This window comes from Chloroflexota bacterium (assembly GCA_023475225.1).
Classification (GTDB): Bacteria; Chloroflexota; UBA6077; order FW602-bin22; family JAMCVK01; genus JAMCVK01.
In genome coordinates, this window is record JAMCVK010000024.1 from 1 (window position 1) to 12,431 (window position 12,431).

The 12,431-nt window shown below is 54.1% G+C and carries 10 protein-coding genes; 4 read left to right on the forward strand and 6 right to left on the reverse strand.

Annotated elements, in window-relative coordinates; translation table 11 throughout:
• Positions 1-312: 312 nt before the first annotated feature.
• The 4 genes from M1136_04590 (at position 313) to M1136_04605 (ending at position 6,101) form a co-directional block, all read left to right on the forward strand.
• Entirely contained in the window at positions 313-1,563 is a 1,251-nt protein-coding gene (locus M1136_04590) for an argininosuccinate synthase (GenBank protein MCL5074918.1), read from the forward strand.
• A 160-nt stretch (positions 1,564-1,723) separates the two neighbouring features.
• Positions 1,724-3,163, forward strand: a complete 1,440-nt coding sequence (gene argH, locus M1136_04595) for an argininosuccinate lyase (protein MCL5074919.1) — start codon at positions 1,724-1,726, stop codon at positions 3,161-3,163.
• A gap of 244 nt (positions 3,164-3,407) precedes the next feature.
• On the forward strand, positions 3,408-4,760 hold the full coding sequence (gene glmU / locus M1136_04600; GenBank protein ID MCL5074920.1) for a bifunctional UDP-N-acetylglucosamine diphosphorylase/glucosamine-1-phosphate N-acetyltransferase GlmU: 1,353 nt from the start codon (positions 3,408-3,410) through the stop codon (positions 4,758-4,760).
• Positions 4,761-4,817: 57 nt separating this feature from the next.
• Positions 4,818-6,101 carry a hemolysin family protein gene (locus tag M1136_04605; protein MCL5074921.1) on the forward strand — a complete coding sequence of 428 codons (1,284 nt, stop codon included), beginning with the start codon at positions 4,818-4,820 and terminating at the stop codon, positions 6,099-6,101.
• Between the two features lie 125 nt (positions 6,102-6,226).
• Here the strand turns inward: M1136_04605 and M1136_04610 are convergent, their stop codons facing one another.
• The 6 genes from M1136_04610 to M1136_04635 are packed head-to-tail and all read right to left on the reverse strand — an operon-like array spanning position 6,227 to position 12,430.
• Positions 6,227-7,417: an LL-diaminopimelate aminotransferase gene (locus M1136_04610; GenBank protein MCL5074922.1), complete on the reverse strand. Its 1,191-nt coding sequence runs from the start codon at positions 7,415-7,417 to the stop codon at positions 6,227-6,229.
• A complete protein-coding gene (gene dapF, locus M1136_04615) occupies positions 7,401-8,240 on the reverse strand; it encodes a diaminopimelate epimerase (protein MCL5074923.1) in 840 nt (279 codons plus the stop codon). The genes M1136_04610 and dapF overlap by 17 nt, the downstream gene beginning before the upstream one ends.
• A 20-nt stretch (positions 8,241-8,260) precedes the next feature.
• Positions 8,261-9,505 carry a diaminopimelate decarboxylase gene (lysA, locus tag M1136_04620; GenBank protein MCL5074924.1) on the reverse strand — a complete coding sequence of 415 codons (1,245 nt, stop codon included), beginning with the start codon at positions 9,503-9,505 and terminating at the stop codon, positions 8,261-8,263.
• Positions 9,502-10,317, reverse strand: coding sequence for a 4-hydroxy-tetrahydrodipicolinate reductase (dapB, locus tag M1136_04625; GenBank protein MCL5074925.1), 816 nt, complete (start codon positions 10,315-10,317; stop codon positions 9,502-9,504). Before dapB ends, lysA begins: the two co-directional genes overlap by 4 nt.
• 5 nt (positions 10,318-10,322) lie before the next feature.
• Positions 10,323-11,204 carry a 4-hydroxy-tetrahydrodipicolinate synthase gene (gene dapA, locus M1136_04630; protein MCL5074926.1) on the reverse strand — a complete coding sequence of 294 codons (882 nt, stop codon included), beginning with the start codon at positions 11,202-11,204 and terminating at the stop codon, positions 10,323-10,325.
• A 5-nt stretch (positions 11,205-11,209) separates the two neighbouring features.
• A complete protein-coding gene (locus tag M1136_04635) occupies positions 11,210-12,430 on the reverse strand; it encodes an aspartate kinase (protein ID MCL5074927.1) in 1,221 nt (406 codons plus the stop codon).
• Position 12,431 lies beyond the last annotated feature (1 nt).

Genomic DNA, 12,431 nt, shown 5'->3' on the forward strand with positions numbered 1-12,431 from the left:
CTGTATAGTACCAGCTGGTTCTCCCCTTGTGCTAGGCTGGGGATGGGACTTATCCACAACTTGGCCAACTTATGAGTCTCCCTCCCCCAGACCCCCTCCCTCATACTACGACTACTACTCATACCCCTGTACATCATGTATCTGAACTGGAAGGGGGGTTGTGTTGCATCCCATGACCTCCTTGTCAAATTGACAAAATAGAGGGGGTATATTAACATTGGCGTATTCTTGAACTATGTTGGATATCACCTTCCTGGACTAAAAGAGTATTGGTAAGAGGCAGAGAACGCCGATGATCGAGAGGAGACACGTATGGAGAGGGTAATCCTGGCCTATTCAGGCGGTTTAGATACTTCGGTAGCTATCAGATGGCTGGCTGAAAAATACAGCCTGGAGGTGATAGCCCTTACCGTTGACCTGGGGGCTAATGATCGTGACCTGGAAATGATCAGGGAGAAAGCATTAAAAATCGGTGCGATCAAGGCCGTGGTTGTAGATGCAAAGGAGCTTTTTGTGCGCCATTTCGTCTTCCCTGCGCTACAAGCTGGGGCCATCTACGAGGGCCAGTATCCCTTGGCCACAGCCCTGGCTCGACCATTGATTGCTAAGCTGATGGTTGACCTGGCTCGTGCAGAAGGGGCAACAGCCGTAGCCCACGGCTGTACTGGAAAAGGCAATGACCAGGTCCGTTTCGACGTCTCCGTAACCGCCCTGGCCCCTGAACTGAGAGTCATTGCTCCTATCAGGGAGTGGAAGATGTCACGCGAGGAGGAGATAGAGTATGCACTTAAGCACAATATACCGGTACCGGCGACGGTGCGCTCCCCTTACAGCACTGACCAAAACCTTTGGGGTCGGAGCATCGAGTGTGGCGTCCTGGAAGATCCCTGGGCGGAACCACCTGAAGAGGTATACGAATGGACGCGTCGGATAGAGGATACACCTGTGGAGCCGCTCTACTTGGAAATAGAGTTTGAGAAGGGCATCCCGGTGGCCATAGATGGGAAACGCCTGGACGGAGTGTCGCTTATCAGTAATCTGAACTATTTGGCTGGTGAACACGGCGTAGGGCGCATTGATCACATTGAGAATCGCCTCATCGGTATCAAGTCGCGTGAGATATACGAGGCCCCGGCCGCGGTCGTGTTGCATAAGGCACATCAGAGCCTGGAAGATTTAACACTGACCAAGGACGCTGCCCGCTTCAAGTCCAAGGTTGCGGCTGAATATGCTGACCTTATCTACAACGGATTATGGTTCTCTTCCCTTCACCAGGATCTAGCCGCCTATGTGGCCAGCTCACAACGTCACGTGACAGGCACAATCAGGATGAAACTATTTAGGGGAACCAGTCAGGTAGTGGGGCGCCATTCGCCAAAATCACTGTATAGCTATTCCTTAGCCACCTACGACAAAGGCGACCTCTTCGATTACCGGGCGGCGGAGGGCTTCATTAAGCTCTGGGGATTGCCTTTGAAGACACAAGCCCAGGTGCAGCTCTTCACCCCAGCGGCTGAGATCCCTGAGATTATGCCTCCAGAGGTGGGGATCAAAAACCCTTGAATCAGGGGAAATCCAGAGGGATGATACCTCTCTAGGCGAGGTTCGTGGGGCATTTTCTCTCCCGCTTAAGTCTTAAAGGCTGGGGTCTTTAAGCTGAGGGGTGCCGTTAAACACCTCTCAGCTTAAAGATCATTTGAATCAGGTTTGAAAGGCGATCAAGATGAAGTTATGGGGTGGAAGATTTGCCAAGGATACCAGCCGGCTGGTTGAGGAATTTACTGCCTCTATCCCCTTCGATCAGCGCCTCTACCGTTATGACATCGCCGGCAGCATCGCTCACTGTCGCATGCTGGCTAAGCAGCAAATCCTCTCCTCTGAAGAGGCGGAGACGATCTGTGCTGGCCTGCACGAGATCCTAGGCGAGATTGAGGGTGGACGATTGCAGTTTTGCCTTGATCTGGAAGACATCCACCTTACGATAGAGGCCCGCCTGCAAGAGAAGATTGGTGATCTGGCAGGCAAACTGCATACTGCTCGCAGTCGGAACGATCAGATCGCCCTTGACCTCTGTCTCTATCTGCGAGAAGCGATCGCTGACTCGGTTGAGCGACTCATCGGTTTGCAAAAAGCCATTCTTGATCTGGCTAAGAAGCATTGCGACGTAATCTTACCCGGCTATACTCATTTGCAGCGTGCCCAGCCGGTTCTCCTGCCCCATCATCTCCTGGCCTATTTCGAGATGTTCCAGCGAGACATCGCACGTCTCCAGGACTGCTACCAGCGTACTGATGTCTTGCCCCTTGGTTCTGGAGCTCTGGCTGGCGTTCCTTATCCGATCGATCGAGAGAGCCTAGCTCAGGAGCTACACTTTGCCTCCATAAGTCGCAACAGCATTGACGCCGTCAGCGACCGTGATTTCGTCATTGAATATTTGGCTGCTGCTAGTTTGTCTATGATGCATCTGTCACGCCTGGCTGAAGATCTTATCCTTTGGTCATCAAGCGAATTCGGCTTCATCGAGCTCGACGATGCCTACTGCACTGGCAGCAGCATTATGCCTCAAAAAAAGAACCCTGATGTGGCTGAGCTGGTGCGAGCCAAGACCAGCCGTCTCTACGGCCACCTGGTTGCTATGCTGGTGGTGCTTAAGGCCCTTCCCTTATCCTATAATCGGGATTTGCAAGAGGATAAGGAAGCCCTTTTCGATACTGTTGATACTTTGCTCTCGTGTCTAGCTATCTTTAGTCCCTTGCTCCAAACGATGAAGATACGTGCGACGCGCATGCGCACCGCGGCTGAGGCTGATTTCTCTTTAGCTACAGACATTGCCGACTATCTGGTACGGCAGGGGCTACCCTTTCGCCAAGCCCATGAGGTGGTCGGAAAGATGGTCTCCTGGTGCCTGGCTAACGGCCGGACCTTCGCAGATATGACCATTGAGGACTATCGCCGTTTCTCCCCCCTTTTTGCAGAAGATGTGTATCAGATCACGGTAGAAACAGCTGTGGCAGCGCGGGATTGTCCTGGGGGCACCGCTCCGAGACGAGTGGGCGAAGCCATTGAGGCAGACGAAGAGAGATTGAACCAGAATGCTGCCTGGCTTCAGAAAGTGAAACAGGATATCATCCTTCCCCTAATCTTTCGGCCCCACCAAACTTGACATTTAGACGATCGTCCCTTAGTATGTTCTCAGGCAGAGGTAAAGAGGTCTGCATAGGAAAGTCGTCGCGGCTCATCTTGTTGGCGAGGATGTTATTGTCACGTACGAGAGTGGCACCAATTCTAGCTTAGATAACAATGGTTAATCCATGGCGTTACAAACGGATAGTCGCCATCTCCAGCGAGGGTGACTACGCTCCGGTGAGTGATGGATTAACCATTATTTATTTAGAGGAGATGCGCCAGTGATAGGGGTCGTAGTTTTGGCGGCCGGACAAGGCGTACGCATGAATTCTAAATTGCCTAAGGTGTTGCACCGTCTCGCCGGCAAACAGATGATCACCTATGTCCTCGAGGCGGTACAGTCTATCGATGCCAAAGAGGTCGTCGTCGTGCTCGGCCGTGGTGGGGGGCAGGTGCGCCAAACACTTGGCGACACTCTCACTTTCGTCGAGCAAAACGAACCGTTGGGCACTGGACACGCCGTTTGGCAAGCCCAATCACGGTTGCAGGGCAGGGTTGAGACAGTGTTGGTGCTTTATGGTGATACGCCCTTGATCCGTGGAGCTACTCTTCAACATCTAAGCGATACTCACACCCAAAGTAGGGCCTGCATAACTATGCTTACCGGCATGGTCGACGATCCCATCGGCTATGGTCGGATCGTGCGCAGCGCAGATGGGCGGATGATGGCCATCGTTGAGGAGGAGGCAGCTAACTCCGAGCAGAAACTGATCAAAGAGGTTAACGGTGGTGTCTATTGCTTTACCGCTGATTGGCTATGGCAAAACCTATCTCTCCTCCCTATCAGCCGCAAGGGAGAATACTATCTGACGGATCTGGTCAGCATCGCCGTTGGTCAAAGGCAACTTGTAGAGACCTGTCCTGTCACCGATCTTGCTGAACTTAAAGGAATCAATAACCGCGTACAGCTTGCCGAGGCCGAAGAGGAGCTACGCTGGCGTGTGCGCCGAGATTTGATGCTCTCCGGAGTAACCCTGATCCAGCCGAGCTCCATTTTCATCGATGCCGATGTCCAGATAGGGCGAGATACGATTATCTACCCGAATACCTTTCTGGAGGGAAAGACGCGGATTGGCGAAGATTGCCTTATCGGTCCCAATAGCCATGTCATTGATTCTAGTATTGGCGACCGCTGCCGCATCGTCGCTTCGATGCTGGAGGAGGTTAGCGTTGCCGAAGGGGTTAATATCGGTCCGTTCTCTCACCTGCGTCTTGGTGCTCACCTGGCCGCTGACGTATTTGTAGGTAATTTTGCTGAGATCAAAAAGTCGCGATTGGGCCGCGCGACACAGGTGCATCACTTCAGCTATTTGGGGGATGCCATCATCGGTGAGCGCGCTAACATTGGGGCGGGCACTGTGACCTGCAACTATGATAGTGAGACGAAGAGGAAGAGCAGCACGGTGATCGAGGATGACGCAGCCATCGGCAGTGATACGTTGCTGGTAGCACCGGTACGGGTAGGAGCTGGGGCGGTGACCGGTTCTGGAGCTGTTGTTACCAAGGATGTGCCCCCAGGTCACCTGGTTGTTGGGGTGCCAGCCAGGGTGAAGCGGAAGGTGAAGAATATCTGAGGGGTTGCCTTCCTGCTAACCATCCCGCACATTGGCACCATTTGGAGTTGATTCGTCTTGGATTCTGAAACGTGGTTCGAAGCGGCCGTCGTAGTGGTAGCCTTGTTGTTAGCGGCCTTCGCCGCTGCCGCGGAGACTGCTGTACGCTCTATAAGCAAGACTAGAATTCAACATCAATTGGAGCTGCGTGGCTCGCGCAGCCAGGCCTTGAAGGAGCTCCTGGAGAGCCCCGTCGTCTTGGGGTCTACGGTAATAATTATCAATACCCTCGCCATGATCACCGCCGCCAGCTTTACTACTATCCTGGCGATGAGATTAGCACCAGGCAATTACCTTAACCTTGCAGCTATAGTTGTGACCTTCGTGATCGTTCTCGTCTTCTGTCAAGCGGTGCCTAGAAGTTTGGCCATGCATAATCCGGAGGTAACCTCCTTATGGGTAGCTGGCCCAATGCAGGTTCTGGCCACCATCATGCGCCCAATCGTTATATTGCTCAGTGGCGCCACCTGCTCGATTGAGAGGTTCCTTGGACTCAAGCCCACTCATGGTCCACTGGTTACGGAGGAGGAGCTGCGGATACTTGTAGGGGCTCGTGAAGGCGAAGGCCTTATTGAAGAGGATGAGAAAGAGATGATCCGTGGTGTCTTCGAGCTGGAGGAGACCACAGCGCGAGAGATAATGGTTCCACGCATAGACATCTTCGCTGTTGAGGCGGAGATGACTCTGGCTGAGCTCCTTCCCCATATCATCGATAATGGCTATTCTCGAGTGCCGGTGTACGAAGAGACTATAGATAACATAATCGGTGTCGTCTACGTCAAAGACATCTTCAAATACGTACAGGAAAGCAATCTGTCCATCAAAGTGAAGGAGATCGTGCGTCCAGCCTATTTCATACCAGATTCGAAAAAGATCGATGAGCTTCTCCGCGAGCTCCAGCAGCGAAAGGTGCACATGGCCATCGTCGTTGACGAGTATGGCGGTACGGCCGGACTGGTAACCATAGAGGATTTGCTTGAGGAGATCGTCGGGGAAATTCAGGACGAGTACGACCGCGAGGAGGTTAAGATTCAACAGATAAGTGAGGAGGAAGCCATCTTCGATGCCGCCATCACTGTTCATGACGTCAATGAGATACTCTCTCTTCAGCTTGATGAGGAGGAGGTAGATACTATTGGTGGACTCGTCTACAACAGGCTAGGCAAGATACCTCTACCCGGTGATGAGGTGAAGGTAGACGACGTAACCGTCTCTGTTATCTCCACTGATGGCCGCCGCATCAGGAAGGTTAGAGTCAAGCGCTCGGCGGCAGAGCAGCCGCTAGATGCAGCAGACGCTTAAATGCGAAGGGCAAGGGGCAGACGGGCTTTACCTTATTACCTCAGAGAGGGTCACAGATCTCCTCTAGTCCTCCCTCGGGGGTTCAAGGGTATTACTTAATAACCCATAGAAGCCTCATGATGAGACTACTGTAGAGCCTCCTGGATGCGTCGTCCTGCCTCGGCCAGGCGCTGAGTATCAGCTGTCAAGGCCATTCGCACATAGCCCTCACCATGAGGACCGAATCCACTGCCTGGGGTGCAAACGATGCCGGCCTTTTCGATCAAAAAAGCAACAAATTGGGCTGAGGTGAACCCCATCGGCACGGGTGCCCAGACGTAGAAGGTAGCTTTGGTTTTCTCTGTGACCAAACCTGCCGCATACAGGGCAACGATCAGGACGTCACGCCGCTCCTGGTAGATTCGGCTGTTTGCCTGCCCCACGGACTCTGCCTGACTCAAGGCTACGATCCCTGCCTGCTGGACGGCCTGGAATGCCCCAGAATCTAGATTGCTCTTAACTTTACCTAGGGCCCCAATGATCTCTGCTTTGCCAACGGCGAATCCGATTCGCCAGCCCGTCATATTAAATGTCTTGGAGAGGGAATGAAATTCAATGCCCACTTCTTTAGCTCCCGGGGACTGAAGGAAGCTGGGCGGGCGGTAGCCATCGAAGCTTATCTCTGAATAGGTGTTATCTTGGGCGATCACCACATTGTATCGCTGGGCGAACTCTACCACCTGCGCGTAGAAGTCGGAGGGGGCTACAGCGCCGGTCGGGTTGTTTGGATAATTGAGAAACATTAGTTTGGCCCTGGTCGCTGTTTCGGGGGGAATGGCCTTCAGGTCGGGTAGGAAATCATTCTCGCGGAGAAGGGGCATAAAGTAGGGCTGCCCGCTGGCAAAGACGGTTCCCGATTGGTAAACGGGATACGCCGGATCTGGAATCAAGACGATATCGCCCGGATCGACGAGGGCTAGAGGTAGATGTCCGATCCCTTCTTTAGCCCCGATTAGGGTCAACACCTCGCTTCCGGGGTCCAAATCTACGGAGAAACGCCTCTTATACCACTCGGCGCAAGCCTGGCGGAAGGAAGGGAGGCCCTCTGATTCCGGATAGCGCTGATTGAGGGGATCAGCTGCCGCCCTGGCCAGGGCCTCGACTATCTCGGGTGGTGTCGGCAGGTCCGGGTCGCCGATGCCCAGATTGATGATATCTACTCCTTTGGCGACGACCTCTTTTTTCTTGCGATCGATCTCCAGGAATAAATAAGGGGGTATCTGTTGGAGTCGCTGAGCTACAGAGACAGGAACACCCATCTTAATCTCCTGGCTCATAGAAATATTCTCCTAGACAGATGTACTTGGCCTCGCCTGTCATATAGACCGGTTCGTCCCTTCCAGACCAGCGGACGCCCAGGTTTCCACCGTTAAGGATCAGCGTGACCTCGGGATCGACTAACCCATGGATTTGCGCCGCTACGGTGCTGGCACAAGCCCCGCTGCCACAGGCGAGGGTCTCTCCAACTCCCCGTTCCCAAACGCGCATCCTTATCGTCCGGCGATCCAGCACGGCGCAGAATTCTACGTTCGTCCGCTGGGGGAAAAGAGGGTGCTTTTCAAGAAGTGGCCCGATCTGCTCCACTGCTAGCCTTTCCACCTCTCCCTGCTTGGGGAAAAAGATTACGGCGTGAGGATTACCCATAGAAAGGCAAGTAATCCGGTAAGCCTTACCAGCGACCTCGAGGGGATAGTCTTTAATGATAGTTTCTTCCAGGTTCACTGGGATGCGTGATGGCTCGAAGACTGGTCGTCCCATATCGACAGTGATACCCCGCACCTCGCCGTGCTCTATGTTCAGGAAGATATCCTTTGGGCCGGCCAAGGTGTCGATGATCAATCGCCCTTTCTCTGTCCAGTCTCGATCGTAGACGTAGCGGGCCAGACAGCGGATGCCGTTGCCACACATCTCTGCCTCGCTGCCATCAGGATTGAATATTCTCATCCTGAAGTCGGCTGATTTTGAAGTGTCCAGGGCGATTAAACCATCTGCTCCGACACCAAAATGACGGTCGCATACCTTCACGGCCAGGTCTTTCCAATCAAGATTCGGTTCACCCTGCGCGTCGACCAGAATAAAATCATTCCCCACACCGTGCATCTTGCAAAACTTGACCTTAATCACGCCTGATCCTCCCCCCGCACAAGATCCTCATAGGTCTCCCGTCTCCTAACTAATTTCCAGTGGTCACCGCTTACCAGTACTTCAGCGGCACGTGGTCTAGCATTGTAATTTGAAGACATCGAAAAGCCGTAAGCCCCCGCGCTCTGCACTGCCAGTAGTTCCCCTTGTTCCACTATGACCATCTCTCGTTCACGGGCCAAGAAATCGCCTGATTCACACACCGGGCCTACTACGTCCACTACCTCGGTTTCCCTCTTTTCCACCAGGGGGAGGATAGCATGGTAGGCATCGTAGAGAGCGGGTCGGATCAAATCATTCATCGCGGCGTCAACGATGACGAACTTTTTTAATTCGTTTCTTTTAATGTAGAGCACCCGCGTCAATAAAACTCCGGCATTGCCCACGATGAACCGTCCCGGTTCGACGATTAAAGTGCAGTCTCTTTCTTTGATCATAGGCACAATCGTCTTAGCCAACACCTGTGGACCCTCCGGCGCTTCATCCCGATAAGTGATGCCAAGCCCACCGCCGATGTCCACGTAACGGAGACTTAACCCCATCTCCCTTAGGTGATCATATACCTCAAGCAACTTCCGCGCCGCATCTACGATTGGTTGCACTTTCAAGAGCTGAGAGCCGATGTGCATCTGTATCCCAACCGGCTCAAGGCTCGGTAGCGTCATAGCTTGTTGGTAGAGGGTGAGTGCTTCCTCAGTGGGGATCCCGAATTTATACTGCTTCATCCCCGTCGTGATATAAGGATGCGTCTTCGCCTCTATATCAGGATTCAGGCGCAGGGCGATCGGCGCCCGACAATGCAGCCTTTCAGCGACGGCAGCGATGGTCTCCATCTCCGCCTGAGACTCAACGTTGAACATCAGGATACGGTTCTGGAGAGCGTATTCTATCTCGGGGACAGTCTTGCCGACGCTGGCGTAGACGATCTTGCCCGGGTCGAATCCGGCTTCGATCGCCTTGAAGAGCTCACCCCCAGAGACGATGTCTGCCCCTGCTCCCAACCCAGCTAATAGGCGACTGATGGCCAGGTTGGAGTTCGACTTGAGAGAAAAGCAAACAATGTGTGGCACGGCCGCAAAGGCGCGATCGATCTCCCGATAACTATGTGTGATGGCGGCCTGGCTATAGACATAGGTTGGTGTTCCGACCTCTTCGGCGATGTCAGCCAGGCGAACTCCCTCGCCATAGAGGTGGCCATTATGGTAGAAATAGGCTCCCGTCATGCCTCAGCCACCGCTGCAGCCAATATATCTTGCATGGAATAAAGCCCGGGCTGTTGTTGCACGATGTATTTTGCTGCCCGAATGGCTCCTAAGGCAAATGTTTGGCGACTATAACAACGGTGCAAAAGCTCGATCTGCTCTCCCTCGTTAGCAAAGAGAATGGTGTGTTCGCCGACGATGCCCCCGGCGCGCACGGCGTGGATGCCGATCTCTCCACTGGCACGTGGGGCTATCCCCTTGCGACCGTAGACCCCGATCTTGTCCATCTCAGCACCCAGCGCGGCGGCGATAGCCTCACCCAACTTCAGGGCTGTTCCAGAAGGAGCATCCTTTTTATGCCGGTGATGCGCTTCTATGATCTCTATATCGTAGTCCTTCCCCAAGGCCTGCGCTATCAAGGGCACCATCCTAAGAAGCACATTGACCCCTATGCTCATATTCGGTGATAAGAGGATCGGCACATGGGTGGACATCTGCCGGATGGCTTCCAGTTGGGCGGTATCAAAACCGGTCGTGCCGATGACAGCTGCCTTTCCATATTGGGTAACTATTTGCAGATGCTCGATAGACGCCGCTGGATTGGTAAATTCAACGATGGTATCTGCTTGGCGCAGGGCCTCTGCCAGGTTGTCGCTGACCAAAACACCTATCGGTGCCTGCCCACAAAGCAACCCCATGTCCTTGCCCAGATCGGGATGAGCGGAGGATTCTATCCCTCCCACTACCTCTATATCCTTGTCTTGGAGAGCGGCGGTCGCTACCTGGTGCCCCATCCTGCCAGCTACGCCAACGATCACTATCCTGGTCATCATCCCTCCTAAGCCACGGGAACCAACTGACAGGCAGCCAATGTCTCCTTCAGCTTCTTTAAGTTTGTCTCAGACATTGGACAAAGAGGCAGGCGGAATTCGAGCTCGCACAACCCCATAAGAGCGGCTGCAGTCTTGACCGGGATCGGATTGGTTTCGATAAAGAGGGCTTTGAACAGATCGAATAGCTGGTAGTGCATCTCTTTAGCTCGCTGCGGATCTCCTCGCAGGAAGGCGTCCACCATCGCAGCTACCTCGCGGGGGGCGATGTTAGCGGCCACCGAGACTACTCCCACTCCACCCAAGGCCATCATCGGTAGGGTTAAAGAGTCGTCGCCGGAGAGCACGGCGAAGTCTGGGCCGCAGAGATGCACGATAGCGCTCACCTGATCCAGGTTACCGCTAGCCTCCTTGATCCCAACAATGTTCTCAATCTTAGCCAGGCGCGCTACCGTCTCTGGCAACAGGTTCACCCCTGTTCGTCCTGGGACGTTATAGAGAATGAGGGGTAAACTTGTCTCCCTGGCCACTGCCTCATAGTGGCGGAATAGACCCTCCTGGGTTGGTTTGTTGTAGTAGGGTGTCACCAGTAGCGCCCCATCCGCGCCCACCTTCTGAGCGGCCAGCGTGTGCTTGATCGCCTTGGCTGTGTCGTTCGCCCCGGTCCCAGCGATCACCGGCACCCGGTGGTCCGCAGCCTCTATAGTGATCTCGATCACTCTTTGCTGCTCTTCACCACCGAGCGTTGCCGATTCACCGGTCGTGCCACACGGCACCAGAGCGCTGGTGCCGTTTTTGATCTGGAATTCAACCAGCGCACGCAGCTTTTTCTCATCGATTTGCCCATTCCTAAAGGGCGTAATCAAGGCTACGACTGATCCCTTAAACATCCTGGTTACCTCCCTTTCTCAAGCCCAAAGTCTTTGTGCAAACGCCTAACCGCTTCCTGAACCCGATCCTTGGCGATCACACATGTCACTTGTATCTCTGAGGTGGTCACCATTTCGATGCTGATCCCGGCCATGGCCAGGGACTTAAACATCTTTGCTGCGTAGCCAGGCCTATTCTGCATGCCCGTACCAATGATAGACACCTTAGCCAAGTTTCCCTGGGAGGAGATGCCCCCGGCTCCTATCGTCGCAGCCGCTTTTTCTACGATCGGGAGGACATGTGGTAGCTCCTTCTCTGATATGGTGAAGGAGACGTCGGATCTAAGGTTCTCGCCGCGGCTCTCAACGATGACATCTACGCTCACTTCAGCCACAGCCAGCGGGCCAAAAATCTGATGGAGCGAGTCAGGCTGCATCCTTACACCGGCAATGGTGATCCTGGCTACATCTAGATCGTAAGCAATCCCACTGATCGTATTAATTTTCTCCATCGAGTCCACCTTAGTAATGATAGTGCCCGGATTATCGTTGAAGCTGGAGCGCACAATGATCTCCATGTTGTAGAGCTTCCCCAGCTCAACGGCTCGGGGATGCAGCACCTTTGTTCCACGCCAGGCTAGCTCTGTCATCTCCTCATAGGAGATACGTTCCAGTTTTGCCGCCTCGGGGACAAGGCGTGGGTCAGCCGTATAGACCCCATCCACATCTGTATATATCTCGCAGCGGTCTGCACGCAATGCGGCGGCCATGGCTACGGCCGTTGTATCCGAACCACCCCGCCCCAGGGTAGTCACATCTGAGAGCCTGTTCACCCCCTGGAAACCGGCAATAATAACGACCTGTCCGGCGGACAGGGCTCGTCGCACCCTTTCGGTTCTGATCTGGCTTATCCGTGCCTTGCCGTAGCGTCCTATAGTGCGAATGCCAGCCTGGGCCCCACTCAGAGAGAGAGCCGGTAGGCCAAGGTCCTCAAGGGCCATAGCTACTAGGGCTACCGCTTGCTCCTCGCCGGTCGCCAGCAGCTGGTCAAGTTCCCGTAGAGAGGGACGGCGTGCCGTCTGGTAAGCCAGCTCGAGTAGCTTATCTGTGGTGTCTCCCATAGCCGAGACGACAACTACCAGATCGTTACCCTCAGCCTTAGTCTTGGCCACACGTTGGGCTACGGCCTTGACCCTCTCAACTGTTCCGACCGAGGTGCCTCCATACTTCTGCACGACCAGCGCCATC

Bases quoted from the DNA above. Each gene is read 5' to 3' on its own strand.
- argH (MCL5074919.1), top strand. From the start codon at position 1,724: ATGAAGTTATGGGGTGGAAGATTTGCCAAGGATACCAGCCGGCTGGTT.
- dapA (MCL5074926.1), bottom strand. From the start codon at position 11,204: ATGTTTAAGGGATCAGTCGTAGCCTTGATTACGCCCTTTAGGAATGGG.
- dapF (MCL5074923.1), bottom strand. From the start codon at position 8,240: ATGCACGGTGTGGGGAATGATTTTATTCTGGTCGACGCGCAGGGTGAA.
- M1136_04590 (MCL5074918.1), top strand. From the start codon at position 313: ATGGAGAGGGTAATCCTGGCCTATTCAGGCGGTTTAGATACTTCGGTA.
- M1136_04635 (MCL5074927.1), bottom strand. From the start codon at position 12,430: ATGGCGCTGGTCGTGCAGAAGTATGGAGGCACCTCGGTCGGAACAGTT.
- lysA (MCL5074924.1), bottom strand. From the start codon at position 9,505: ATGACGGGAGCCTATTTCTACCATAATGGCCACCTCTATGGCGAGGGA.
- dapB (MCL5074925.1), bottom strand. From the start codon at position 10,317: ATGATGACCAGGATAGTGATCGTTGGCGTAGCTGGCAGGATGGGGCAC.
- M1136_04610 (MCL5074922.1), bottom strand. From the start codon at position 7,417: ATGAGCCAGGAGATTAAGATGGGTGTTCCTGTCTCTGTAGCTCAGCGA.